Source organism: Pedobacter sp. A2324 (genome assembly GCF_059693705.1).
On record NZ_JCASSK010000002.1, the window covers coordinates 667792 to 692412 of the forward strand.

General features: G+C 40.0%; 28 protein-coding genes. 17 read left to right on the forward strand and 11 right to left on the reverse strand.

Annotated elements, in window-relative coordinates:
- Positions 1–55: 55 nt before the first annotated feature.
- Together AC570I_RS07985 and AC570I_RS07990 are read right to left on the reverse strand one after the other, a co-directional pair.
- Positions 56–559: an ImmA/IrrE family metallo-endopeptidase gene (locus AC570I_RS07985; RefSeq protein WP_497405056.1), complete on the reverse strand. Its 504-nt coding sequence runs from the start codon at positions 557–559 to the stop codon at positions 56–58.
- 4 nt (positions 560–563) lie between these two features.
- Positions 564–905 carry a helix-turn-helix transcriptional regulator gene (locus AC570I_RS07990; protein WP_497405057.1) on the reverse strand — a complete coding sequence of 114 codons (342 nt, stop codon included), beginning with the start codon at positions 903–905 and terminating at the stop codon, positions 564–566.
- A 225-nt stretch (positions 906–1130) separates the two neighbouring features.
- On the opposite strand from AC570I_RS07990, the gene AC570I_RS07995 reads away from it, so the two are divergent.
- On the forward strand, positions 1131–2051 hold the full coding sequence (locus tag AC570I_RS07995) for a DUF8370 family protein (protein ID WP_497405058.1): 921 nt from the start codon (positions 1131–1133) through the stop codon (positions 2049–2051).
- Between the two features lie 346 nt (positions 2052–2397).
- Here AC570I_RS07995 and AC570I_RS08000 read toward each other — a convergent pair whose 3' ends face one another.
- The 3 genes from AC570I_RS08000 to AC570I_RS08010 all read right to left on the reverse strand — a co-directional run bounded on the left by AC570I_RS08000 (position 2398) and on the right by AC570I_RS08010 (position 4169).
- Positions 2398–2805: a (deoxy)nucleoside triphosphate pyrophosphohydrolase gene (locus AC570I_RS08000; RefSeq protein WP_497405059.1), complete on the reverse strand. Its 408-nt coding sequence runs from the start codon at positions 2803–2805 to the stop codon at positions 2398–2400.
- Entirely contained in the window at positions 2792–3670 is an 879-nt protein-coding gene (locus tag AC570I_RS08005; RefSeq protein ID WP_497405060.1) for a YDG/SRA domain-containing protein, read from the reverse strand. The genes AC570I_RS08000 and AC570I_RS08005 overlap by 14 nt, the downstream gene beginning before the upstream one ends.
- 94 nt (positions 3671–3764) lie before the next feature.
- A complete protein-coding gene (locus AC570I_RS08010; protein ID WP_497405061.1) occupies positions 3765–4169 on the reverse strand; it encodes a hypothetical protein in 405 nt (134 codons plus the stop codon).
- 818 nt (positions 4170–4987) lie between these two features.
- On the opposite strand from AC570I_RS08010, the gene AC570I_RS08015 reads away from it, so the two are divergent.
- From AC570I_RS08015 to AC570I_RS08025, 3 genes are all read left to right on the forward strand, one after another.
- Positions 4988–5539, forward strand: a complete 552-nt coding sequence (locus AC570I_RS08015) for a TlpA family protein disulfide reductase (RefSeq protein WP_497405062.1) — start codon at positions 4988–4990, stop codon at positions 5537–5539.
- A 65-nt stretch (positions 5540–5604) separates the two neighbouring features.
- On the forward strand, positions 5605–8853 hold the full coding sequence (locus tag AC570I_RS08020; protein ID WP_497405063.1) for a SusC/RagA family TonB-linked outer membrane protein: 3249 nt from the start codon (positions 5605–5607) through the stop codon (positions 8851–8853).
- Positions 8854–8870: 17 nt separating this feature from the next.
- Positions 8871–10232: a RagB/SusD family nutrient uptake outer membrane protein gene (locus AC570I_RS08025; RefSeq protein ID WP_497405064.1), complete on the forward strand. Its 1362-nt coding sequence runs from the start codon at positions 8871–8873 to the stop codon at positions 10230–10232.
- 44 nt (positions 10233–10276) lie between these two features.
- On the opposite strand, the gene AC570I_RS08030 is transcribed toward AC570I_RS08025, so the two are convergent.
- From AC570I_RS08030 to AC570I_RS08045, 4 genes are all read right to left on the reverse strand, one after another.
- Positions 10277–10666, reverse strand: a complete 390-nt coding sequence (locus AC570I_RS08030; protein WP_497405065.1) for a hypothetical protein — start codon at positions 10664–10666, stop codon at positions 10277–10279.
- A 126-nt stretch (positions 10667–10792) separates the two neighbouring features.
- Complete coding sequence (locus AC570I_RS08035; RefSeq protein WP_497405066.1) at positions 10793–11305, reverse strand: MauE/DoxX family redox-associated membrane protein; 513 nt, start codon at positions 11303–11305, stop codon at positions 10793–10795.
- A gap of 152 nt (positions 11306–11457) precedes the next feature.
- Positions 11458–12018 carry a hypothetical protein gene (locus tag AC570I_RS08040; protein ID WP_497405067.1) on the reverse strand — a complete coding sequence of 187 codons (561 nt, stop codon included), beginning with the start codon at positions 12016–12018 and terminating at the stop codon, positions 11458–11460.
- A gap of 137 nt (positions 12019–12155) precedes the next feature.
- A complete protein-coding gene (locus AC570I_RS08045) occupies positions 12156–12572 on the reverse strand; it encodes a hypothetical protein (protein WP_497405068.1) in 417 nt (138 codons plus the stop codon).
- Between the two features lie 219 nt (positions 12573–12791).
- On the opposite strand from AC570I_RS08045, the gene AC570I_RS08050 reads away from it, so the two are divergent.
- The 10 genes from AC570I_RS08050 (at position 12792) to AC570I_RS08095 (ending at position 21443) form a co-directional block, all read left to right on the forward strand.
- On the forward strand, positions 12792–13826 hold the full coding sequence (locus AC570I_RS08050; RefSeq protein ID WP_497405069.1) for a hypothetical protein: 1035 nt from the start codon (positions 12792–12794) through the stop codon (positions 13824–13826).
- Positions 13827–13976: 150 nt separating this feature from the next.
- Positions 13977–14255 carry a helix-turn-helix domain-containing protein gene (locus AC570I_RS08055; RefSeq protein ID WP_497405070.1) on the forward strand — a complete coding sequence of 93 codons (279 nt, stop codon included), beginning with the start codon at positions 13977–13979 and terminating at the stop codon, positions 14253–14255.
- Positions 14256–14826: 571 nt separating this feature from the next.
- The gene (locus AC570I_RS08060) at positions 14827–15471 is read left to right on the forward strand and encodes a DUF6266 family protein (protein WP_497405071.1); all 645 of its coding nucleotides are present in this window, start codon (positions 14827–14829) and stop codon (positions 15469–15471) included.
- Between the two features lie 64 nt (positions 15472–15535).
- On the forward strand, positions 15536–16174 hold the full coding sequence (locus AC570I_RS08065) for a DUF6266 family protein (protein ID WP_497405072.1): 639 nt from the start codon (positions 15536–15538) through the stop codon (positions 16172–16174).
- A 44-nt stretch (positions 16175–16218) separates the two neighbouring features.
- Entirely contained in the window at positions 16219–16590 is a 372-nt protein-coding gene (locus AC570I_RS08070; RefSeq protein ID WP_497405073.1) for a hypothetical protein, read from the forward strand.
- The gene (locus tag AC570I_RS08075) at positions 16509–17069 is read left to right on the forward strand and encodes a C40 family peptidase (RefSeq protein WP_497405074.1); all 561 of its coding nucleotides are present in this window, start codon (positions 16509–16511) and stop codon (positions 17067–17069) included. The genes AC570I_RS08070 and AC570I_RS08075 overlap by 82 nt, the downstream gene beginning before the upstream one ends.
- Entirely contained in the window at positions 17066–17518 is a 453-nt protein-coding gene (locus AC570I_RS08080) for a hypothetical protein (RefSeq protein WP_497405075.1), read from the forward strand. The genes AC570I_RS08075 and AC570I_RS08080 overlap by 4 nt, the downstream gene beginning before the upstream one ends.
- A gap of 409 nt (positions 17519–17927) precedes the next feature.
- Positions 17928–19505: a cysteine peptidase family C39 domain-containing protein gene (locus tag AC570I_RS08085; RefSeq protein WP_497405076.1), complete on the forward strand. Its 1578-nt coding sequence runs from the start codon at positions 17928–17930 to the stop codon at positions 19503–19505.
- A 142-nt stretch (positions 19506–19647) separates the two neighbouring features.
- A complete protein-coding gene (locus tag AC570I_RS08090; RefSeq protein ID WP_316799075.1) occupies positions 19648–19839 on the forward strand; it encodes a hypothetical protein in 192 nt (63 codons plus the stop codon).
- 323 nt (positions 19840–20162) lie between these two features.
- Positions 20163–21443, forward strand: coding sequence for a thioredoxin family protein (locus AC570I_RS08095; protein WP_497405077.1), 1281 nt, complete (start codon positions 20163–20165; stop codon positions 21441–21443).
- A 295-nt stretch (positions 21444–21738) separates the two neighbouring features.
- On the opposite strand, the gene AC570I_RS08100 is transcribed toward AC570I_RS08095, so the two are convergent.
- A complete protein-coding gene (locus AC570I_RS08100) occupies positions 21739–21876 on the reverse strand; it encodes a hypothetical protein (RefSeq protein WP_497405078.1) in 138 nt (45 codons plus the stop codon).
- Positions 21877–22048: 172 nt separating this feature from the next.
- Here AC570I_RS08100 and AC570I_RS08105 point away from each other — a divergent pair, with 172 nt between their 5' ends.
- Positions 22049–22288, forward strand: coding sequence for a hypothetical protein (locus tag AC570I_RS08105; protein ID WP_497405079.1), 240 nt, complete (start codon positions 22049–22051; stop codon positions 22286–22288).
- On the opposite strand, the gene AC570I_RS08110 is transcribed toward AC570I_RS08105, so the two are convergent.
- Positions 22265–22552, reverse strand: coding sequence for a hypothetical protein (locus tag AC570I_RS08110; protein ID WP_497405080.1), 288 nt, complete (start codon positions 22550–22552; stop codon positions 22265–22267). The genes AC570I_RS08105 and AC570I_RS08110 overlap by 24 nt on opposite strands.
- A 350-nt stretch (positions 22553–22902) precedes the next feature.
- Here AC570I_RS08110 and AC570I_RS08115 point away from each other — a divergent pair, with 350 nt between their 5' ends.
- The gene (locus tag AC570I_RS08115) at positions 22903–23508 is read left to right on the forward strand and encodes an RNA polymerase sigma-70 factor (protein ID WP_497405081.1); all 606 of its coding nucleotides are present in this window, start codon (positions 22903–22905) and stop codon (positions 23506–23508) included.
- 75 nt (positions 23509–23583) lie between these two features.
- Complete coding sequence (locus AC570I_RS08120) at positions 23584–24531, forward strand: FecR family protein (protein WP_497405082.1); 948 nt, start codon at positions 23584–23586, stop codon at positions 24529–24531.
- Positions 24532–24621: the final 90 nt, after the last annotated feature.

Here is a 24621-nt window from a genome sequence, read left to right on the forward strand (position 1 = left end):
TAAATGACCATTCATAATTACGATCAAAAAAATTAGTTTGGGAATTAAAGTTACATTACCAAAATTCATAGCCCAAATTCGATAATCTAAAGCTCATTGCGGACTTACTCACAACAAATAAATCTGCCAACTTGTCAACTATTTCATCGGTGTCAGTAATTTTTTTTATTTCCTTATCAATCAGACTTTTTGGCATTAATAAAGCTGCTGCAAAGGCATTTGCCTCTCTCTCTTTTAACACTTCGCCCGTAGTTGAAGCCGAATTTCTATAGAGTGCTTTCGGTTTTCGGTCAACAAACACACCTGAACTTTTATGTAAAATAAAGTGCCCGAGTTCATGAGCTATTGTAAACCTTTGCCTTACACGGCTTTCATATTTATTATATATAATATAACTCTCATCTTCTTCAACAACAAATATTCCAGATATGTCATCATCGAGTTCAGAGTCTTCAACCCTGATATTAAGCTTTTTAGCACATAACTCGGGATTAATAGGCAACTTATTAAACCTGAATTTGTTTAATAAGTCTTCTGCCTTTTCCTCAATATATCTCATGCTATTATAATTTATATTTGTTTAGTATGTCTTTAACTGTGTTTATAGAACTATCGGAAAGCTTATTTGTTTTCAGCTTATCAATAGTTGTATTTTCAGGTGTAGTAGTTAATGCTTGTACATCATTAAATGTCGGTAAGAAAAAATGTATCTCCTTGCCTAAATTATAGCAAATTTGATACAAAATATCTAAAGTCGGCTGTTGTCTTCCAGCTTCTATGTTAGAAATCGATGTTCGGGTTAAACCAATTTTCTCACCTAGATCATTTTGATTAAGCCCAATCTTTAGTCGCTCCTCCTTTATTTTAGAGCCAATATGCTTTACCAATGCAGTTTTAAAGTCCATTATTGAGTCCTAATACGGTACTGCAAAGGTAAACAGTTAAACAAGAAAAACAATATGTTTATTAAATAAACTATGCAAAGTTTAACAAACGTGTTTATTTTTTTGGCATAGTGTTTGAAATAGTTGTGATATGAATCATCAACTATTGACAATACCGAGCTTCAAGGAGGTTAAGGTAGAAATGAAGAATTTAAGTTTAATACATAAGCAATTAAACTTCTTCAAATGAAAACGACCATTACAACCCATTTCGCATTAGACAAACTAGGTTTGTCACAAGCAGACGTTGATTTTCTTGACGTAAAATTAGAGGAAGACAACTTAATTTTTGTAGACTATAATAAGGTCTTGAAATTAAAAACACATCTCACCTTGCAAATGAAAGATTCCTTAGATTCTTTTTTAGATACATTCTTCCACAGCGCATTATTTAAAAGAAGTAACGAATCTAAAATGCTACTTAAAGGCTTGCACGAGTGTAACGCAACAAGACTAGGATATTCTACTAATAAACCACATGGAAATTCTGTCGGCTCAGTGTTACAAGATTTGATAAAAGAGAATACTGAATCAATAGTAAACTCTTTGAAAACTGGTCAATTTTCCTATAATACGCTATATTTTGGGGTTCCCCAAATTGGTCCTGATAGAATTTCAGATATCATAGTAAGTATTATTAAGCCACAATTAATTGTGTATACACAGGAGCAATGTGCAAAATACGGGATACCAACTAATTTAGTAAAGGTATCAAGTATTTTCGACTCCTCAACAGCAAGTTGGGTGAAAGGAAAATATGAATTGCCGATTTTTAACGGTAAGCCAATAATATTTATACCGAAATCAATATCGTCAACAGATAGTGATTTAATTAGCACCTATAATAGGTTCTTGAGATATGGATTTAGAAACTTTGTAAAACACAACACCGAGTATGCCTTCCTTGTCGATGCAGATGATAAGGGTAAAGGGGTTAGAAAAAAAGACTATGAAGCTTACTTGAAAGAAAACAGCATATCACCAAAACAAGAAGCTATGAAGTGGATTGCAAATGACGATATGTCAATATTGAACTTTGAAACAGAATTAATGGATATTCTCGAAGAAATTTCAACTCAGGAAATAGTAAAGGCAATTAATCCATAGGAGATAAATATGAACAATTACTCAGAGCGACACTGTCACAATAGACTTGTCGCTCTATTTTATTCGATCAATCAAATTAAAGATTACAATATATTAAAAAGTGGCTTACTGGCCATTTCCCCAAAGCCCCTTTTGTTTCGAACCAAAATGGCCAGAAATTTATTTACAGGCTCTAAATTCTTTATCTAGCATCCGAACCTAATACTGGTGCACTAGATGGCGATTATAATCAATCGAGTATATTTCACGCATCCAACCTATATCCAAAGCTTAAATCAACAAAAAAGTGCGGTGAACCTCTCTAATTGTCCTTGCATCCAAACCTTTTTCAGAGAAGGATCTTCTGTTAGAACGGCTTATTTAAAGTTAAAAAAGATGTTAGTGCGGTAGCAATAGGCACATCTGCAGGTGCCAGTTTAAAGTTAAGCAGGTCCGCTGTTTCTACCCATTGAATTTCATCATGATCTATTAATACAAAATCGGATTGAATGAATGCACAGCAATATGATATAAGCTCGATTTGAAAATTCTCGTATTGATGAGTAATGGTTTTAAAGAATTTAATTACTTCAACCTGAATGGAGAGTTCCTCTCGCAATTCCCTAATAAGGGCATCCTCTTCTAATTCATTTAGTTCAACTTTTCCACCGGGAAACTCCCAATAACCACCTAAAGACTTATTTGGCTTTCTTCTACAAAGAAGTATTTTATCTTCATTGAATATAATTCCACAAACAACCCTAATCGTATCCATGTGCCTCGCGGTGATGTGCTAGATTCAACAAATTCAATTGATGTTGTTCCTTCAAAATTAATTTGCCAACCGCACTGCCCAATAAACTTAAGTCATCTGATATCGAAAACACTCCTTTATCAAACATTACATGGTGATTAGGACACAAACATATTAAGTTATTGGAATTGTCATCTCCGTTGTGTGGTTTACCTAGCGGTTTGATATGCGCTCCTTCCGCATAACGGCCACTTTTGATAACAATAGTTTCATTGCATATTTGACATTGAAAATCGTAAAGCTGTTTGATATCCCTTGAGATTTTGGTGTCACGAACTACTCTTAAAACAACAGTTTCTACCTGTTTTCTGTCTTTAGTGGAATAATCTAATTCTATCTCTTCGGTTGATTTTCTACTCGAATTAGTGCCTGTATATTCAAGTCTGAATCTACAAATTTTAAAACCACTTTTTCCAATTTCTTCCCAAGCTTCCACAACACTATATAGACCTGCATAAGTATAACCCTTTTTTGGCGAGTAGGGTGTTTTGTGTTTCGCACCTCTAATTACTCTCACAGGCAAACCTTCGTTCATACTTTTAAGTAAGCCAGCATTGCCTCTATTATTCCAGTCCTGGTTTTTGGTTTGTTTTTTACTGTCACCTTCATTGCCACCAGCACCGGTATAAATAATTACATCACCAAGATCTTCGTCATCTGCGTAGCCCCCAGAAAGGACTATAGCGGCAACACCAGTACTTCCTGTACCATCAATGCCCCCAGCCCAGTTTCTGTGAAAACTATCGTTCATCATCGTTCTCCTATCTTGAAAGTGATGACCTTCTGAAATACCTTCTATTTCTCCGAATACTATTGGTTTAGCCATGAAAATTGAGCGCTTTACTGAGTGGTATTTTAATTTAGATGTGAAACAGGTCAGTTGACCTCTCCTTATTTTTTATGGTGAGAATTGAAATCGCTTATAGAGTATCATTGTTGGCAATATACTTTAACGCGAATTCCTTGATTTTCTTAATTATTTCAGGGTTATTAACCTTGACGCTCCTTCCTTTCTTCTTAACAAATTGGTCAATTTCATAAGGCATGCCTTCATCTTTATTCAACCGTTTCATTTCTTGTTCTAAAGCTCTAGCCAACCCTGTATCTATTCGACCTTGCGGTTCTAATAAGTCTCGATTATCTTTCTGAAGTAATTCACCAATTTGATCTAAGTTGTCGCCATTCGGCTGATATTTGTTAGAGCTCCAGCTACTTACTGTAGTATAGTCCACATCTACCCATAATGAAATTAGTCTTGAAGACGCCCCAGCTTCTTTAGCAGCCTCCTTAATTTTGTTTCCACTTTTATTATTTTTCTTTTCCAAATCAAAAAAAATTCAAAAAAAGTTTGAGTTGTACTCAAACTTTTATATATTTGTTATAAGTTAAATATAGCCGCAGATAGAGTCCATCGTTTTTAACATAACCAAATGATAGTTTTATGGTAACAACAGAAATTCAATTTCATTAAATGATTTCATTACTGATAAACAGAATAAAATCATTCCCTAAAACCTGCGTAAGAACGGGTTATTCAACATACCCATGTGTGTAAAAAAAATACCGGAAAGTAAAATGCCTTTTGTTAAAAAGGAGCGGTCTGCCTAATTTAATTAGACAGTATCCTTTGCAACAATAATTTTATTTCCGGAACAAGCCCTATGCTAAAAACACAAAGGACTTATTCTGGGTTTGTGACGATTCTAAGGTAAGCATCTTTTTATAATTAGCATAATGGTTTTCCATCAGCTGGTGGAAAACCACGGGCTTGGTATTTATAACTGCAATAAGAATTAAACAAATTGGAAGATATCGCGAGAGAGGGCGATGTATGATTCCTAAGCAGCCTGCTGCATCACGAAGGAGCGCGTGGTGCCAGGCAGCCAGGTTTTAAAGGTTCTTCGTGGTAGCTAAAATTTTATGGCTCATTGAAAATAAACCAAACTAACTATATAATGAAACAACGTTCATTTTACCACTTCAACAGGCTTTATGCAATGAAGCCTCGTCAGCCAGAGTAATTCTAGCAAGCAGGCTGCACGACAAATAATGGTTCTTTAATTCTTGCGGCCTGCTTTGATTCTTTCGAAGCCCTAACCAGGCTTTCTGAACCAAAAATTCAAACTAACTAAAAACTGATTTTATGAAAAAATTAACGATTTCCATCGTAAGGGCTTTGCCATGCCCAATAATTAAGAGCTTTTTGCTCCTATTGCTCTTCATCTTACTCGTATTAACTTTCAATATAACCAGGGCGATTGCCCAGCAAGTCACTCCACTAAATGTAGGTGATAAAATACCTGCAGCGGTTTGGAATGAGTCGCTAACAGAAATATCCGACGGCTTAAACCAGACTTACCGCCTCAAACAATTTAAAGGAAAGCCTATTATCTTAGATTACTGGGCCAGCTGGTGCGAGCCATGCCTGAGAAATATGGTTAAACTGGATAGTCTAGCTCAGTCTGTAAACAATTCCTTTTGGCCGGTCATGCTCGATACCAGAAGCCGGATTGATAGCCTGAAAGATATTCGTGGCTTCGTGAAAAACTTCTTAAAGGACAAAAAGACTTTTGGCGCTGCGGTAATGGCCTACAATCCACTCCTGCAGCGCTACTTTCCACACCGGGTGGTTCCACATTACATCTGGATCGGGGGGACGGCAGAATCAAAGCAATCACTGATCATAAGGCGCTAACAGCCGCAAATATTAACCGCTTCCTTTATGGCGAGTCCATTGATGCACCTCTTAAAACCAGGTAGATGATGACACAGGAAAATTTTAATTCGTATTCTAAACGATGGAATGCCCTGCTGCTGGTCTTAACCTTACTGACGGTCTTCCTTTCGGTAATGAGCTGCCTGGCGCAAAACGCTTCGAAAATTATAAAGGGTAAAATCAATTTTAGCGAAGGCAAGGTTCGTGCGTCAGTAAATAGCAAATACAACGGAAGCGTGCAGGCGGATGAAAACGGAAACTTTACCATCAGCATCAGGCGGCTGCCAGATACGCTAAGTGTATCGGCAATCGGTTATCAAAGAGCGCAATTCGTTCTGAAGACTGGCAAGGAAGAAGTGATGATCAGTTTACAATCCGAAAGTATTGATTTGGGGGTGGTAGAAATTAGTACCGGTTATCAAAACTTAAAACCCAATGAAACTAACGGAAGCATTGCGGCCATCAATAAAGACCAGCTAAATGCGAGGGGTGGGGCAAATATTCTGGATAGAATATTGGGACAAAGTTCTGGCTTACTGCAAAACGTGGGTAAAAGCGCCAATAACGTACAAAATAAAACCGGATTGGCTGTGCGGGGTATCGGAACGTTTAACGGGCCACTTGATCCCCTGATTGTATTGGATGGATTCATTTACGAGGGTAGTATCGATAACATCAACCCCAATGATATCGAGCAGGTTTCGATCCTTAAAGATGCAGCAGCTGCTTCCATCTGGGGCGCGCGGGCAGGGAATGGGGTAATCGTACTGACCAGCAGAAAAGCCAGCTTTAACCAGAAATTGGCTATAGATTTTGCAGCAAGTAACATGGTGCAATCCCTGCCTGATTTATTTGCCCGTCCGCAAATGAGTTCTGCTGATTATATCGAACTGGAACGCTTTAAGTTTGATAAAGGCTTTTACAATTCCAGGATTACCAGTACGCCGTACCTCGCACTGACTCCTGCAGTGGAGCTTTTGCTTAGGAAAAGAAATGGGACGTTAAGCGCTGCAGAAACCGAAGCCCAATTGGATGTGTTGAAAACACAGGATACACGGCAAAATGCATTGGATGCTTTCTATACAAATGCGCAAACGCGGCAATACAGTGTAAATTTTAAGGGTGGCAGCGAGCAATATGCTTATCTGGCATCAGGAAATTTTCAGGATTTGATTGGTGAGACCTATAGCCACTCAAAGAAAATCAATTTAAGCTTTCAGCAGGAAATTAAACTGGCCAAAAACCTGAAACTGAGTGCCAGGGCTTATGTTACCCAAAACACAGCCAAATCCGGGAGGCCTGCATATTCCAATATGGTCGTAGCGGCTTCGATCCCTGTGCCCTATCTTTCTTTTACAGATGCCAATGGCAAGGCCCTGCCACTGGCCACCACTTACCGTGGTGCATTTACCGATACGGTGGCCAACGGCAAACTGCTCGACTGGAAATATTATCCTACTGAAGATTATAAGCATAATGTGACCACGAACATCACTAAAGAGATTTATGCCAGCGCAAATTTATCTTACAAGATCTTCGATCTGATTGATGTGAATGCCGCTTACCAGTATCAGGATCAGCAGCTCAATACGGATACTTATGCAGATGAAAACAGTTACTATACCCGGAACCTGATCAATGGTTTTAGCCAGTATAATAGGAGCACCGGAATAGTGACCTATATTGTTCCCCGTGGCGGGATCAATTTCTGGAGCATCGGGAACACTAAAAGCTATACCGCAAGGGGGCAAATGAACATGGATAAAACCTATGGCGATCACCACATCAACGCCATGGCTGGAGTGGAAATGCGGGACGTGAGCAGCACCAGCAGCGGCGGTTCTTATTACGGCTATAGTCCCGATCCGCTCACCTATATTGCTGTCGACCCCATTGGCAGCTATAAAAATCCTCTGACAGGTAATTCCAGTCAGATTGGCTCAGGCCAGTCATTGACTTCAACCCAATACCGGTTCATCAGTAATTATTTCAACCTGGCTTATACCTTTAAAGAAAAATACATTTTATCAGGAAGTGCCCGTACGGATGGTTCGAATATTTTCGGCGCCAGTACCAACGACAAATGGACGCCGCTTTGGTCGGCAGGCCTAGGCTGGAATCTTTCCAGCGAAAATTTCTATCACCTGGAATGGCTACCCAGATTAAGGATCAAAACTACATTCGGTTACAGCGGAAATGTGGACGTGACCAAAACGGCACTCTCGGTAGGAACGTATTCAACAAATTCGGCAACCTCATTAGCCTATACCCGTATCAATGCGATCAACAATCCCGGATTGAAATGGGAGCAACTGGCTCAACTCAGTTTAACAGCAGAATTTGCAACGGCAGGTAACCGGATTACCGGATCAGTTTCTTTTTTCCGAAAAAGGGGAACCGACTTATATGGACCAACCTTATACGATTATACCACCTGGGGCGGATCAAACGTGATTACCAAAAACGTAGCCGATATGAGTGGAAAGGGAATGGAGGTGGATTTGCATTCATTGAATATGCAAAGCAGGTCTTTTAGGTGGACAAGTGATATGTACTTCAACTACAATACCTCCAAAACAATTGCCTACTATACCGGTACTTCACAAGGGCTTTATCGAATTATCGGCGCAAGCAATGTAATTAGTCCCTTGGTTGGTAAACCGGTATATGGATTGGCAGTGTATAAGTACGCGGGGCTGGATAATGCCGGCAACCCCATGGGCTATTTGAAAGGCGTCCCCAGTACTGATTATGCAGCCATTATGCAGGAGGCTATAGTGACGGGGGATAATATGGTTTTCATGGGACCATCAAGCCCGGTGTATTATGGTTCAGTGATCAATACTTTCCGCTATAAATCTTTCTCCATATCTGTTAACCTATCTTATAAACTGGGTTATTACGCATTGAAGCAAGGCTTTAGTTCTTCCAATTTGATTACCAATGGTTGGGGTTATGGTGATTATGCCTCAAGATGGCAAAAACCCGGTGATGAACTGATTACGGATATACCGGCATTCAGCTATCCGGCAAATTCTGCTCGCGATGCTGTTTACACTAGTTCTGATGCGAATGCGATCAGAGCAGATCATATCAGGCTCGATTATGTAAACCTAAGTTATAAGTTCGGCTTTAAAAAAGAGAAACCGCTTTTCAAAAGCCTTGAACTGTATGGAGGAATCCAGCGCCTGGGCATTATCTGGCGGGCAAATAAATACAATCTTGATCCTGATTATATGAGCACCTATTCGCCCACGAGATCAATCTTATTTGGGCTAAGAGGAGGATTTTAACTTTTAAAATAATGAACATGAAAATTTATAAGATTTATTTAGGTTTAGCGTTACTCACCTTTTCATGCCTGGGTTGCAAAAAGTACCTCGAGGTTAAATCAAATGATAAGTTAGTTACACCACAAACGCTTAAAGATCTGCAAGGCCTTTTGGATGATGCAGATTACATGAACTTTAGGGTAACTCCGGGATTAATGGAATCGGCAGCTGACGATTATTTTATTCTACCCGCCAATTATAATGCGCTTACGGTATGGTATCAGAATCAATATCAATGGAAATTACCCGACATCGAGTTTGATAATGATTGGAGCGCGGGCTATAAAATTATTTATAACGCCAACCTGAGCATGGATTTACTCGCAAATATTGAACGTAATGCTGAAAACGCTGCTGCCTGGGACAATATCAAAGGTTCCGGCTTGTTTTTCAGGGCTTATAGTACACTAAATTTGGCCACTCAATATGCAAAAGTATACAATGAAAGTTCGGCTGCTACGGATATGGGAGTAGTTTTAAGAAAAAATTCGGATTTCAATGTACCTTCAGTACGAGCTAATGTTCGGGAAACTTACAATCAGGTGATAGCAGACGCAGTAGAGAGCATTGCATTGCTTCCGGCGTATCCTCAAAAGCAGACGAGACCTTCTAAAGGTGCTGCCTACGCCCTTTTAGCAAGAACTTATTTGTATATGGGTAAATACGCTGAGGCACTCAACTATGCTAATGAAGCAATGAAACTAAATAGTGCATTGATGGATTACAATAGTGATCCCAACATTACCTCGCTTACTGCCGCAATACCATTTAAGCGGTTCAATTCAGAAACAATATTTTACACGGAAATGAGCTTGTTGAACGTTATACACAATCCCAGCCAGGCCAGGATTGATAGCACGCTCGTAGGTACATATAACACAGCAGATTTAAGAAAGACCGGATTTTTTACTACGATATCAGGTTATCAGCAATTCAAAGGGAACTATACCGCTAATGGTTCTCTATATTTTACTGGTTTAGCCACCGACGAGCTGTACCTGATTTGTGCGGAGTGTAATGCATGGCTCGGAAATGTAGACGCAGCCCTGCTGGATGTAAATGCCTTATTGGTAAAACGATGGGACAAAACTAAAACTTTTGTTCCCATTACCGGGACTGACAAAACTGATGTACTCACGAAAATAAGACTCGAACGTAGAAAGGAAATGGTGTTTAGGGGAGTAAGGTGGATAGACGTTAAGCGTTACAATAGGGAAGGCGGGAATATTATTCTAAAGCGAAAGATCAATAATCATCTGGTTGAGTTGTTACCGAACGCATCTTTTTATGCTGTGCCATTACCATTGGATATTGTACTGCAGGGGATACCTCAAAATTAAAAAAAGGCAGGGGTGGTATCCCCCTGCCTTCATTTAGCCAATGGTTAGTTTGATCTGTTGAAGATCTGACCACTAGCTAGGCTTACCACTTTTGCTTTACCGGATCCGGTTAGCGTAGCGTCAATGGCAGCACTCGAGTTCAAAGTTGGACTCGTAGGCTCATTGTCTACATAACCATCGCTGATACTGATCGCACAAGCACGATCACTACCAGCAGGACATTCGGCATCTTCTTCGTAGCTCCAGTTTTCGACATTTTCCACTTCACTTACGGTCATTGTTCCAGGACCAGTATAATGAAAAGTGTAGTCATCTCTGTTGGATTTATCTACTTTGAAGGCACTTTGTGTAACCACTAAACTTACGCCCAACAGCACCGCTACGGCACCGATGTGGGCATTTTTTAATAAATTAAACATAATGTTCTCTTTCATTAAATTGTTTATGTATCCCTGTAAAACTTACAGGTAATCATTGATGGTCCCTTGATAACCGGCCATAAATGATGTTAATTATCTCGCTAAAGGTGAAAGTGGTTACTGGCTTTCGCATAATCGGGTCTATGCCAAAACCTCCTTTCGCTTATGGCTTAGCCAGCCCCCAATTATGGAAAGAAGCAGGTAAGCCAGGTTAAACCACAGATGGACATTCCACCCCATGGATTTTAAAACACCCCCGCAGGAGCAGGGAACTCTTGGAAAAACATGCAACACGATCAGTAAAATGTAGCCTGAAAAAAACAACAACATAAACGCTGAAACCACAAAGCCTGCCATCCGGCTGCTTTCAAAAAATAACAGCGCAGCCACGATCAGTTCAATTCCAGGCAATGCATAGCTGATCAGGTTGGCCATCTCCCGACTGAACACCTGATTACGCATTTGCCATTGAAAGGCGTGGAAATCTGAAAGTTTGGATAAAGCCACATATACCCATAGCAGAATAAGCAATCCACTAAGGATATTGATAATAACTTGGTCCGGTTTAACTACATTTTTCATGGTTACATTAATTTTTCCCTGAAATTGAAAAGCTTCATCCTGGTGGCGGAACCACTCCGCTGACTGGATCATAACCGTATCGGTACAGGTTCAGGTCATCAGGACTTAGGGTATCAATCTCTGGTACTAAGTTCGCTATGAATCAACCTTTTACCAAGAAAATGAGGGTACCAAAATAGTAGTTTTCAGACACCTTTAGAGTTACCTGAATGCTATAGAAAGCATTAAACGTATTTGTAGTTTTTGATGAAGTAACGGTATTCAAGCATTAAAAAATTAGCCATATGAATTTTAAGCATGTGGTTGAGGGAATGGCTAAAAGTATCTTTGAACTTGCGGATACGCGTAAGGCCATCTTTTTCATTAAGCAGCAGATCGCGCTCAGCAATACGCTCGTCGTATTCGGCACACAGCGCATCGTGCAGCACAATCAAACCGGGAAAAAAGCGATCTAGCGCTTGCAAATCTGCCCGCCGGATTTCATAGATGGTGCAGGGTTCATCACAAACCAATACGTTTACCTGATTCTGTATTCTGGTGGCAATAAAGCTTTGTTCAGGAATAAAGGCAAGCACGGCAGCTTTTTTAGTGCGGTTATGTCCGTCAACCTCCATCAAAAACCCGGAGGCCAGGTATGATACTGTACCCACCTCACGAGGCAGATGCTCTGTTTTGTTTAAGATTACGGTTTGGATATTGGCCTGAATGGCAGCCCAGGCTTCGGAAGTAATGGGAAAAAAACTTTCAAGTCTTTCTTTTAAAAGTTTAAGGTTAGTTTGGTTCATAGGTTAGATAAGTTTTAGTTCATTCGTTCAACATTTTATGGATACTTAATTGGTTAGCCAATAATTGATTAAAAAGACCCAACACCACTACAGCAGTCACGCCCAAAATTGGTTAAAGTGATGTTGGATCTTTTTGCTTACACCGTAGTGTAGCGGATTTCGTAAGTAAGCACTTCGCTACCTGCATCATCCGGATTACTGGTGTAGCCCAGCGTAATCAGCTTACCTTCCGCATCCGCAGATGAGGCAGCTACAGCAGTTTCAGCAAGTGTAGCAGCTGTTAAGCCTGCAGACTTTTCCGCTTTGATCAACCTGATCGGTTCATCATTTGAAATGGCCAATGCCGATAACTGGGTAGCGACTGAAATAAATTCAGCACTTAAATTGGCCAGGTAAATCCGCTGGCTGCTCTCAAACTCCAGGTGTTCGTCGGCCCACGAGACAAAATCTTGCTGCAATGCCGCAATTTCCCGCAGCTTTTCGGATTTCGGAAGGTTTCTAATGTCTGCTCGGAGGGCATTTAAACCTGATTGTGTAAAAGGTTTTTTATTCATGTATGATTAGATTAGTACACCAAACACAATTGTCTGGCACACTTAAAGCTAAATAAGAGATGAAGTTTCGACCAAATCAAACCTGCTGGATAGCAAATTTATACGCTGGAATGTAAGTGACCTGCTAATTAAGTTAAGAATTTTACCCCCAATTCGTTATAATTTTCATCCCTCACTATTGGTAAGGTTTGATATTTTGGCGCAGTTAAATATTTACCTATGTTTAAGCTCTATCTCAAACCGGATACGCCACTCTATTTCACGTTGGCACAAAGGCGCATAGCCGCTTTACTCATTGCAGTTGTTTTATTAAAACCAGGAACATCAAAAACGCTGTCTGAATTAATATTCACGAACAGATTTTGGATTTCACTGGTGTTCGGGACGGTAATTGCCTTCTTGTTGATAGAATATATGCATATCATTCATAAATGGCTGGATGAGTGGTGTGCCTGGGGAAAGAACCAATGGAGGATTATTGTTCAGCTATTTTTCGGCTTGCTCATTCCTATTGCCATGGATATTGCCCTGGTTTGGATTTATTTGATGATGTTTAATCATTCTATGGAGGGGAGTGGTTTTATCGTTAAGGTACTGCCTTTTTCTGCCCTGTTATTTTTGTTAGGTAATGGAGCCTATTATATCAGATGGAGATGGATAATGAATTACCGTTCGCGGCTCGAAGTGGCTGCACTGCGAAGGCTGGAAGAAGATGCACTACAAAAATGGAAAGAGGAGGAATTGCTGAAAATGAAGATAGAAGCCGAGCGGCTGAGGGCGAAAGAATTGGAGGTAAAACTGGAAGAAACAGAAAAGAAACTCCTGGAGACAAAACAACTGGCAGAGGTGCCGAAAACTGCTGAAGAGAAAGCAGCTGAGAAGAATGAGTATGTTTATTGGGAAAAAATTCCCTGCTCATTGGGCGATAAAAATTTTGAAGAATTAATTGAAGATATACAGTGTATAGCTGTTGGAAAGGATTTTGCCACGATTTATACCAAAAGTGGCCATTTAAGAAACTTTAAAGCTACCGGAAATGTGTTGAGGGCAAACCTTGATCCTTCAATATTTATTGAAGTGAGGAAGGGTGTATTTTACTCGATTGATGTCATTGAATTGGTAAAAGGTTATGAACTTATCCTCAAACCCGGTATAACCAGAGTAGATGATATCCTGATTGCCCGGGAGTATAAAAAGAAAGTAAAGGCCTATTTCACCCGACAATATTACCACAAACATAACAGGCGTAAATAGTTTAATCAGAATTTTGATTGTAAATTTCAATTTTATTATATTAGCCTAACAGTCAGTCATGTCCAATAATTTAAACACCGCAGGTAGGGTGCGGGATAAGGTGTAGTGTACCGGATCCGATGCTTTCTGCCTGTATTACTTTTTATTGGCATGAAAGGATCTGAATTAATCGCCGAGGAAATTTCTCAACTCAAAAATTCTCTGAATAAACTTACCGGAATAGCAAACAGCTTGCTTGAAATATTCACCAATGTTGAACTGCTGGATAAGCCCCAGGTAATGGATATGCTCAAAGTTAGCGATAGCACTTATAAACGCCTGGTTAAAGACGAGGTACTAAAACCCATGAAGCTTCTGGGTGGTGATCGTTTTTATAAAAAGGATGTACTTGATGCCCTGGAGTTAAGCAGAAAGAAAGGCAAACTATAAATATATGGTTCCATTTTACTTGCAAAAATCATGGGTTATCGCGCTACATGCGCTCGGTTTTCGATCTGCATTTTAGTCGTTTTATCCTCTTCAGAAAGTACATTTTCTAATCTTTTTTTAAATTTTTGTTCGGGAGCGCTGGCCGGGTTGTTCGGGAGTTGTTCGGGAAACCTTGTACCCGGCTTCGACCAGTGTTCGGGAAGGCTTCGGGAAATGCCCCGGAAAAGTGGCACACAACTTCGGGAAAAGTTCGGCACAAGTTCGCCCCGTGTTCAGGTGGCACCAAAAGCACCGCAGAAACCCACCCGAACTTTTCCCCCGTTTGGTAACCAGTTGTCTGGGAATTGAGTGATCCCTTCCACGATCAATCGCATAAGGTCTCGCATCTCATATCCCAAATCTCGCGTCTAATATCCCAAATCTCAGGTCTCGATACCTAAATTCAGTCCAAATCGGGTCAAATCAGTCCAAATCAGGTCAAAATTTTAACAGCCTCATTTACAGCCCTATGTTTGTTTCGTGCTAGATGTACCGGCCGGCCATTTAGCCAATTAACTTAAAAATTAAGATTATGGGAATTATCAGAAAAGGAGCCCTGGGCGGCTTCTCCGGCAAGGCCGGAAGTATCATCGGCAGTAGCTGGAATGATTTGGATTACATCAAAGGCTTGTACAAAAAGAGTACGAAACCCGCCACAGAAAAGCAGATAGAGCAACGATTGAAGTTTGCCCTTGTGGTTGCTTTTTTATCGCCGATAAAAGATGTACTGAACATGGGCTACAAAGGCCAAACCAACAACAAAGCAACAGGCTATAACATGGGGGTACAGTTTGCCCTGGCGAATGCCATTACCGGAACATCGCCGGATTTTGCGCTGGACCATAGTATGTTGCAGATTAGTAAGGGAACGCTGTTGAGACCAATTGGTGTATCGGTAACCTCTACAGCGGCAGCAACGCTTACCGTGAGCTGGAACCCGCAGCTGAATGAGCTTAATGGGTTTACCGACGACAGAATGGTGTTGCTGGTATACAACATGGCACAGGATTATTTCTCCATCAAATCCGATTTCGCCCTGAGGGGAGACGGTACGGCAGACTATGCGTTGCCCGCCGACTTTTCAGGCCAGGATGTGGAGGTGTATATGTTTTACATCGATCGCGATAACATCCGCAGGTCGAAAAGCACCTATGCCGGGCCAATTGTAGTGGCCTAAGCTAAATTAACCGGTGGGGCTTGTTCAGAGCCCCACTTTTTTAGAAAAACTTAAAGAGAAGATTATGGCATTTATGGGAAGAGGTCCGCTTGACGGATTTAGCGGTAAGCTTGGTAAAGTAGTAGGCAGCAACCGCAATGGAAAATTTTATTTGAAATCATTACCGTGCAAAAGCAATCGGCCGCCATCACCAAAGCAGCTGGATCAACGCGAACGCATGAAGTTAGCGGCTCAGTTTGTAGGCGCTTTAAAAGAGGTGATCATAGTGGGCTACCAATATGTTAAACCCAGGCATCATCCGGCAAATAAAGCAACAAGTTACCACAGCAAAGAAGCAATTGCAGGTACCTGGCCGGAGTTGAGTATAGATTATGCGAAGGTGAAGCTGAGCCATGGATACCTGAGTCCACCATCAACATGCAAGGTAAAAGCTGCTGGTGCAGGTACGATATTTTTAAGCTGGCCGGTATTAACGAATGCCTTCCACAGCGATGATGATGAACTGCTTGTGGTGGTGCTGGGAGATACCATCGACTGGCCTTGCTGGAAATTCGACGTAGCCAAACGGACTGATGGTAGTGGTATTTTCACTTTGGATGAAAGTTATGTAGGTAAAGCCGTGCATGTATATGCTGCATATGTTTCGGCCAATGGCAAAAAAGTGTCAAACAGCTGGTACCTGGGCCAGCATGAAATCACCTGATTGCGGCTACTGTTTCAAAATTCATTAATTCAATCATTAATATTATGAAAACACTCATCATGGATCCGTTACTACGGATCAATAAAACACACTATTATTGGGTTACAGGCATACTGCTGCTGATTTTAGCTTATCAGTTGGCACCGCTCTTCGCTGGCTTCTTCAATACCACTACAGCGGTACTGGATGCAGCCGTATGGCAGCTGTTGTTGTTCAGCATCCTGACTTTTCTGGCCTTGCTTACCATCAGCTGGTATCTGCTTTACGCCGCCTGGAGCGCGCTGGGTTTGCCCAACATTCATTTTATGGTTTTACAGTTTAAAGATTTATCATCATGGAAGCAATTAAGTTTTTACTATGCCTGCTTTGCGTTACTGTTCTTGGGAGCAGTGGCCTGTGTGGCAGCGATTTTCTAAACACCGGGCGAAGCGCCTGGCATTCATCACTGAGCAAACGCGAAGCCATCCTGGAGGTGGCTGAAAGTCAGCTCGGCGTACGTGAAGCCACGGGCAACAATGATGGCATAGCCGTAGAAAGCTACCTGCGCTACACCAGCAATAACAAAGGCGATCCCTGGTGCGCATCATTTGTGAGCTGGGTATACGGAAAAGCGGGCTATAAAACACCACGCACGGCCTGGAGCCCGGGCTTGTTTCCTGTAAGCAAACGTGTAGCGGTACCGCAGCCTGCTGATGTTTTTGGGATTTACTTTGCCAGCATGAAACGGATTGCCCATTGTGGCATGGTAAAAACGCAGCGTGGCTCCTGGATTGTTACCATTGAAGGCAACACCAACACGGCAGGTAGCCGCGAAGGCGATGGGGTATACAGCAAATACCGCCACATCCGTACCATTAAATATTTCGCCGATTGGCTGAAGGGAGGCGGGTTATGAGAAAGTTAGTATTGCTCGGGCTGGCGCTATGCGCTGCCTGCAGCATGCTGCGTAAGGAAACTTCGACCAACACCAAAAGCAATCAGCTGAGCTTAAAAAGCGAAGTAACCGCAGCACAGCAATGGACTATATTAAGCCAGGATAGCAGCACTTCGGAGCTTCAATGGCGTATATGGCCGAAGGGGGTTATAAAGTATTCTGCTGATAGCGGTTTTGTTGGGGAAGTGGAGATGATGGAACTGTGGAAGAAAGAGAAAAGGAATACCGAAACGCTTAATACCGGGTCAGCTAATACCAGCACAAAAGTTCAGATACAGCAGCGTAACAATGAAAAAGCTGTAGCGAAGAACAGTAACAAGATAACTGTGCTGGCCTGGTGGTGGGTGATTGTGGTGATGGGTTTATTGATAGGGTGGTTTGGAATGAGGTGGTTGAGGGTGGTTTTGTAGACCCACCATCACATATTAATAAAAAATGCTCTTAAAATTATATACATAACGAATCGGAGGTTTAATCGTCCTCAATCTCCAAATTATGTTTGATTTTGTCAGCCGAAATGAACGATGTGTCCTGGAAAAAGGTGCTTTGGTGTAATTGTCGTATTAGGCACTTGGATAATAGATAAATTGTCAGAAAATTCGTAAAAATAAAAATCCTCTTGATTCTCCTAAATCGATTAGTTAGGAATTTGAATGAGGTAATATATTTAAGCACTTAGAAACGTTTTTGAATTGATCAGATTTAAATAATGCGCTTAAAACGCTTAGTTAAACCCAATAAACGCAAATCATTGCGGAGTTTTCATCAAGTACTAAAAGGCTATATTTTACGAAACTATAGATATAAAATGATTAATGTATGAATTCCAGAAGTCCAAATCTAAATTCAGAGTATATATCTTTTGAACTTTTAAGAAGTTTAAAGGTGAAGTTCAATAAAGACACTGTTAGATCAATTTTAAAAGATCATCCCAACTATCCGAGTTTGTTATCTATCAGTGACTGTCTAAGACAGCTTAAAGTTAGTAATGAAGCCTATAGAATAGAAAAATCTGAATATGATTCCAGTGAACTGAATTTTCCATTCTTAGCCAGTATAAAAGATGTGGAAAAGAAGTTTGTTTTGGTTCAAAAAATCGAGAACGGTAAAGTTAATTACAAAGATGAATTTATCGGAAATATCAGTGTTCCTGAAGAAGACTTTTTAAAAATTTGGGATGGCATAGCGCTACATGCAAAAAAAGACCTAAGCAGCGGGGAACAAAACTATATGGACAATAAACTGAAGTATATCCTCAATCAGCTTACTATACCATTGTTTTTTTTAATACTTGGTTGGATAATATTTGCGGGTTTTCAGGCAAAGACTATTTACTTATCATTTCCCAGTATGATTTTCATAAAGCTTATTGGTGTGATAACAACAATTATGCTGTTATCACAGAGTTATGGTATAGAAAACATTACAGTTCAAAACATCTGTAAAATGGGGAAAAGTGACTGCTCTAAATTACTGAGATCAGATGCAGCAAATGTTACTTCCTGGCTTAGTTGGAGCGAAATTGGTTTTTTTTATTTTGCAGGTACCTTGCTGGCCTTACTTTTGGAATACAATGCAGTGTATGTTCTTGTTTGGGTAAATCTATTTAGCTTGCCATATAGTATATATTCAATTGTATATCAGTATAAAAATAATAAGTGGTGTATTTTATGTTGTACAGTTCAACTTATTTTGTGGATTGAATTTATTTCTGCATTCACTTTGGGCCTGTTCTCAGCAACTACAATTATTGATTTTAAAATCCTTTTCAATATATTTTTATGCCTACTTATTCCTATTGTGATATGGGGTTTATTAAAGCCACTCCTGAAATATAGGGTTGAAGTTGGTGGATTAAAGTTTCAGCTGAATGGCTTTAAGTATAATGCCAATTTATTTACTCAGGCTCTTTACAATCAGCCAAGATATGCAGTGCCAGATGATGTAAAGCCTATAATTTTTGGAAATGAGAATGGAGAAAATGTTATTACAATTGTAAGTGATCCTTTTTGTTCACCATGTCTTCAAACACATGGAATTGCGAAAACCTGGTCATCAGAAGACGAAAGTATTAAAATAAAGATGCTATTTCATGTTGCTGATGACCTGTCAGATCCCGGAGCTCAAGTAGCTAATCATATTCTTTCACTAAATGTAACTGCGGAAATGTTAGCCCAAAATGCCTTAGAAGATTGGTATTCTGGCCGTATAAAAACCTTCAAACTTTTAAAGGAACACTATCCTGCTGTTGCAACAGATGAAAGTTTATCCCTTGCAAAAATGCAAAGGGATTGGTGTAAGATGGCAGATATTACCTATACGCCAACTGTTTTTATTAATGGATATAAAATCCCTATCCCTTATAAGATTGATGATTTAAAAAACTTGATGTTTTAGAAAAGCTAAAGAATATTCCGGAAAATTGGGCTTTTGGTTGCAAACAAACGTCCTAAAATGAATGGCGGCTTAACTGCCATCGCTTAAGTTGTTCTTGCGTGAAAGAATGATAAAACCTTTATGTACTTCAAAACTTAAAAAAATGAAAAAAGTTAATTTATTAAACAGAAATGAAATGAAAACAATTATGGGTGGCGTAGTTGAAAAGCCTAAAAGCTATAAATGTTGCCCGAACGGATATTCAACAGGTTCAGGAGGTAAAGAAATTGTTTGTAGTGACTGTGTTACAGGCTCAAATCCTACTTGCTCTCAAGGTAGCCTGGTGGAATGCTAGACTAGATTACTGGTGGTTTCATAGACTGATTCCACCAGTATATAATTCAATGAAAGTCTTCCCAAAACTTCTTATAGAATTTTATAAATTGCGGAAGCGTGCAGGGTATTTAATTATCTCTTGATTAATGTGACCGATTTCACTCGGAACAAAGATGGCGACAGGTGAGGTATGGACTGTTATAACTTATGGAGGCCTGGCCTATACTTCCTGGCTTGCTAACGGTTTCAAAAAAAATTACTGTAGTTTTTGAAAACGTAAAATAATGCATCTATGGTTTCAAAGTCATAGATATTTCTTAATTTATAAAATTAAATTGAAGCATGAAATATTCAATAATCACGATTCTATTTTTTTCCATCATAAATATTCAGACCGTCGTTGCCCAAAGCTCAGGAATTAATTTCGAAAAATTGCCAGGCTGGAAAGCTATTATAGAAAAATCCAAAAAAGAAAATAAAATGATTTTCCTTGACGCCTATACAACATGGTGTATCCCATGTAAGGAGATGGCTGTAAACGTTTTTACAAAAAAAGAAGTTGGGGATTTTTTTAATAAAAATTTTATAAATCTTAATGTACAATTCGATAAGACAAAAAAAGATGATTCATATATTCAGGGATGGTATAATGATGTAGAATATTTAAGAAAACTATATAAAATCAATAGCTATCCAACTTATTTGTTTTTTAATACTAATGGAGAGATGGTCCATTCAATCTCAGCAAATTTTAATGCCAAAGAGTTCATCGCTAGTGCAGAACAAGCACTGAAGCCTGCAACACAATACTCAACTTTAAAGCATTTATTTGAAACAGGCCGTCGGGATACCACTTTTCTTCTGTCGCTAATTAGCTCAGCACAAATGAATAGAGATTATGAACAGTGGATGAACTATTCTAATCTTTATTTATCGAAACAAAAAAACCTGTTAACAACAAAAAATATTAAACTCATTACCAGATCAACGGCTAAAACAACTGATGTAGGTTATCCAATACTTATCAATAATAGTATTACCATTGACTCCGTAATGGGTGAGGGAACGGCAAAAGCTTTGATTAAGACTATTGTATTTGAAGAAGAAGTATTTCCACTATTAAAGAAAAATGGTGTAAAGAAAATATTTGGAATTGGTTTCTATGAATATCAGGGGCAGAATAACAAAAATATAGATTGGGAAAGCATCGACGCCAATTTAAAAAGAAAATACCCGGAGTATGCCACAGAGATTTTAAATGAATCCAAAATAATGTACTACCAGTGGGAAAGAAATTGGAGAGGCTACACAAATGCAGTAAATGAGTACCTGAAAATAGCTGGAAAAGACCTGGAAGTAAGCAAACTTGATAGCTATGGAAGAACAATATTATTGTTTTGTGAGGAACCGTTGTACTTTCCAATAGCACTTGAGTGGTCTAGAAAAGTTCTTGCTGCTGAAAGTTCTCCAAAACCTTGGTTTATAAATACGTATAGTAATCTTTTATTTAAGGTAGGTAACAAGGAAGAAGCTATAAAGAATATGGAAGAAGCTATAAAGTTGAGCGGGGGTTCAAATCCACAATATGAAAAAGAATTAGCAGCAATGAAGACCCAATTATAAACACCTAAAATCCAATTATTTAATCTAGATGAAAATTAAAACACAAGAAATCAAACGTCTGACTAGGTCAGAAATGAAAAATGTTATGGGAGGCACTACTATTGATGGCGAGTGTCAAAGTCGTTGCTTTGATCAGAATATTCACAATCAATACAACCAAAATTGGACAGACCAAAATGGAAGCGTAATTGGTTATTGTACCCAACTATGTACAGTTGTGGAACAACCTTATTAACAAAACATAAATTGCTCGGAAAATCGAGCAGTTTATCTCAGCCTGCTGATATTTTTGGAGTTATTTTGCCAGCCTGAAACGGATGGCCACTGCGGTATTGTAAAAACGCAGCGTGGCTCGTAGATCATTACCATTGAAGGCAACACCAATACGGCAGGCAGCCACGAAGGCGATGGTGTATACAGCAAATACCGCCACATCCGTACCATTAAATATTTTGCCGATTGGCTGAAGGGAGGCGGGTTATGAGGAAGTTAGTATTGCTCGGGCTGGCGCTATGCGCCGCCTGCAGCATGCTAAACACGGAAACTTCGACTAGCACCAAAAGCAATCAGCTGGATGTAACAACTGAAGTATCCGCACCGCAGCAATGGACTATTTTGAGCCACGACAGCAGTACCTTAGAACTTCAATGGCGTATATGGCCAAAGGGGGTTATAAAGTAATTCTGTTTATAGCGGCTTTGTGGGCGAAGTGGAGATCAGAGTTGTGGAAGAAGGAGAAAAGGAATACCGAAACGCTTAATACCGGGTCAGCTAATACCAGGACAAAAGTTCAGGTACAGCAGCGTAACAATGAAAAAGCTTTAGCGAAGACCAATTTTAGTTAAGGCCTTTGACAAGATGAGCTGCTTGGTTAATGACAGCCGAAGCGTGGCAAATTCAGCACTACCATGAGTTGGTTCTCCCAAGGCAATTATCCGATAGGGCAATAACTTATTGCCCATTCCAGACCAGGGAATATCATTTTTACTAAATTCTAAACGCTCAAAAACCTGAGAGTTGAAATCAAAACTTGATGTATAGTCTTGTGAATAAACTTTTCCATTTGACATCAATAAAAGGAAGAGAAAAACGAGTTTGGTAATATTCATTTAGATAAAAAGCGCTTTGTGGTAATTTCTGTGCCTCCCCGCTTTCTGCAGGGGAAACAAATGAAATCAAGATACAAAAGAAAACGGGAATCATCACTATGGACAATTCCCGTCTATCTAAATTAACGCTCTCGATATATAATACGCCGGAAAACAGGCTTTATTGTGTTACGTTGAAATTATTTTAATAATCAATAAATAATGTTCGTGCTTATGGAATAGTATTATTCACCAATTTTATTGTTATCTAACGCCCTCTAACCAATATATTGGCTGCTTTGGTGATTTGCATTCACCTTAATCCTGGCGAAACGTTAACTTAACCTGGCATAGCTAAATTTGAAAAAATTATGGCTAATCAGCAATCATTGATCCTGGATGAAAAGGTACTTTTTGAGCGGTTATGCCGGGGAGATCGGCTTGCTTTCGACGAAATTTACGACCGATACTGGCAGCGCCTGTTTCTATATGTGGTCAAAGTAATCCGCGATAAGCCCGCCGCAGAAGACATTGTTCAGGATATCTTTATTTCGCTATGGAACCGCAGAGGCAATATTTCAGGACAAAGCTCCCTGTCGGGCTACCTCTTTACCGCGGCCAGGTTCAAAGGAATAAGCCACGTGCAGGGCGAACTCAAAAAGGGAAAGCATGTGGAAAGCCTGATCAGGCACCTCACTACCCGCCAGGATACCCTGAATGAGGCCATCGACGCTAAAGAATTAAACGCCATTATTAACAGGGAAGTTGAACAGTTACCGCCAAAAATGCGCGACGTCTTTATTCTCAGCAGGCACGATCAGCTCAGCCATAAAGAGATTTCGGAAAAACTCAGTATCTCGGATAAAACTGTAAAAAAGCAAATCAACAATGCATTGAAACATTTTAAACTGGTGCTGAATAAAGATACCTTGTGCGCGGCCGGTTTGCTGTTTACCTGCTGGTTGCTATGGCGATAATAGCCGAAACCCTACAGCCCAAAAATTATTTTTAAAACACCTACTACCTCCAGCCACTTTTGGCGATATTGTTTAATGATGGATAAAAAAGATGCAAAGGATTTACTGGAACGCTACGAAAACGGACAAAGCACGGATGCCGAAAAACAGCTGCTCGAAGAATGGTTTGATAGTGAGGCAGAACGCAATGCATGGCAGTGGACTGATGCAGAGGCGATGGAAACAGGCAAACGCATAAAATCGGGTATCGATAAACAACTCCTCCCTGGTAAAAACCTATGGCCAATACTCAGGGTTGCTGCCGTACTTTTCATTACCATTGGCGGGGTATTATTATTTAGAAATGAACTTCGCGATGTGGTAGACCCTGTTGTTTATGTGGAGAAACAGGTAGGCGAACACCAGCAGCTCAAACTTACGCTTCCCGATGGTTCGAAAGTATTGCTGAATGCCCAAAGCCGCATCAGGTATCCTAACCGTTTTAACCACCACACCCGCCAGGTGTACCTGCTGGAAGGAGAAGGCTATTTTGAGGTAAAACATGATACCAAACATCCTTTTATCGTCACATCCAAAAACACCAATACCCAGGTGTTGGGCACCGCATTTAACATCAAAGCTTACCATTATCTCAGCGAATTACAAGTGGCCGTAACGCGTGGAAAGGTGAGTGTATCGACCAGCGACGGCACGAAAAAAGAAATTTTATTACCCAATGAGGTGGCAACAGTAGACAGCCAGAATGGCACCATGCTGAAACAGGTGATTGATGCCAAAACAATTGTGGCCTGGCAGCACGGCAACCTGGCCTTTAACAACGAACGTTTAACTGATGTATGTGCAACCATTGCCAGCACCTATCACCTGCAATTTAAATTTGATGAACCGGCAATTAAAGATTTTAGGATTACGGCAGGATTTGTAGCGACCGACCGGGTTAGCGAAATCATCGACATTTTAGCCAGCGCCAATAACCTGGCTTACGTTAAGCAAGGCAATACCATTACATTTAAAAAAAGATAAGTGCCTTTAGGCCTTCCGCCAAGGCCCGTTAGCCATTAAAAAAAGATTTTTCAATTTCTTCTACTACCAGTCGTGCATAACACTGATATC

Coding starts and splice junctions, on each gene's coding strand:
- AC570I_RS07985 (WP_497405056.1), bottom strand. CDS start 559: ATGAGATATATTGAGGAAAAGGCAGAAGACTTATTAAACAAATTCAGG.
- AC570I_RS07990 (WP_497405057.1), bottom strand. CDS start 905: ATGGACTTTAAAACTGCATTGGTAAAGCATATTGGCTCTAAAATAAAG.
- AC570I_RS07995 (WP_497405058.1), top strand. CDS start 1,131: ATGAAAACGACCATTACAACCCATTTCGCATTAGACAAACTAGGTTTG.
- AC570I_RS08000 (WP_497405059.1), bottom strand. CDS start 2,805: ATGGATACGATTAGGGTTGTTTGTGGAATTATATTCAATGAAGATAAA.
- AC570I_RS08005 (WP_497405060.1), bottom strand. CDS start 3,670: ATGGCTAAACCAATAGTATTCGGAGAAATAGAAGGTATTTCAGAAGGT.
- AC570I_RS08015 (WP_497405062.1), top strand. CDS start 4,988: ATGAAAAAATTAACGATTTCCATCGTAAGGGCTTTGCCATGCCCAATA.
- AC570I_RS08020 (WP_497405063.1), top strand. CDS start 5,605: ATGATGACACAGGAAAATTTTAATTCGTATTCTAAACGATGGAATGCC.
- AC570I_RS08025 (WP_497405064.1), top strand. CDS start 8,871: ATGAAAATTTATAAGATTTATTTAGGTTTAGCGTTACTCACCTTTTCA.
- AC570I_RS08030 (WP_497405065.1), bottom strand. CDS start 10,666: ATGAAAGAGAACATTATGTTTAATTTATTAAAAAATGCCCACATCGGT.
- AC570I_RS08035 (WP_497405066.1), bottom strand. CDS start 11,305: ATGATCCAGTCAGCGGAGTGGTTCCGCCACCAGGATGAAGCTTTTCAA.
- AC570I_RS08040 (WP_497405067.1), bottom strand. CDS start 12,018: ATGAACCAAACTAACCTTAAACTTTTAAAAGAAAGACTTGAAAGTTTT.
- AC570I_RS08045 (WP_497405068.1), bottom strand. CDS start 12,572: ATGAATAAAAAACCTTTTACACAATCAGGTTTAAATGCCCTCCGAGCA.
- AC570I_RS08050 (WP_497405069.1), top strand. CDS start 12,792: ATGTTTAAGCTCTATCTCAAACCGGATACGCCACTCTATTTCACGTTG.
- AC570I_RS08055 (WP_497405070.1), top strand. CDS start 13,977: ATGAAAGGATCTGAATTAATCGCCGAGGAAATTTCTCAACTCAAAAAT.
- AC570I_RS08060 (WP_497405071.1), top strand. CDS start 14,827: ATGGGAATTATCAGAAAAGGAGCCCTGGGCGGCTTCTCCGGCAAGGCC.
- AC570I_RS08065 (WP_497405072.1), top strand. CDS start 15,536: ATGGCATTTATGGGAAGAGGTCCGCTTGACGGATTTAGCGGTAAGCTT.
- AC570I_RS08070 (WP_497405073.1), top strand. CDS start 16,219: ATGAAAACACTCATCATGGATCCGTTACTACGGATCAATAAAACACAC.
- AC570I_RS08075 (WP_497405074.1), top strand. CDS start 16,509: ATGGAAGCAATTAAGTTTTTACTATGCCTGCTTTGCGTTACTGTTCTT.
- AC570I_RS08080 (WP_497405075.1), top strand. CDS start 17,066: ATGAGAAAGTTAGTATTGCTCGGGCTGGCGCTATGCGCTGCCTGCAGC.
- AC570I_RS08085 (WP_497405076.1), top strand. CDS start 17,928: ATGAATTCCAGAAGTCCAAATCTAAATTCAGAGTATATATCTTTTGAA.
- AC570I_RS08090 (WP_316799075.1), top strand. CDS start 19,648: ATGAAAAAAGTTAATTTATTAAACAGAAATGAAATGAAAACAATTATG.
- AC570I_RS08095 (WP_497405077.1), top strand. CDS start 20,163: ATGAAATATTCAATAATCACGATTCTATTTTTTTCCATCATAAATATT.
- AC570I_RS08105 (WP_497405079.1), top strand. CDS start 22,049: ATGGACTATTTTGAGCCACGACAGCAGTACCTTAGAACTTCAATGGCG.
- AC570I_RS08110 (WP_497405080.1), bottom strand. CDS start 22,552: ATGAATATTACCAAACTCGTTTTTCTCTTCCTTTTATTGATGTCAAAT.
- AC570I_RS08115 (WP_497405081.1), top strand. CDS start 22,903: ATGGCTAATCAGCAATCATTGATCCTGGATGAAAAGGTACTTTTTGAG.
- AC570I_RS08120 (WP_497405082.1), top strand. CDS start 23,584: ATGATGGATAAAAAAGATGCAAAGGATTTACTGGAACGCTACGAAAAC.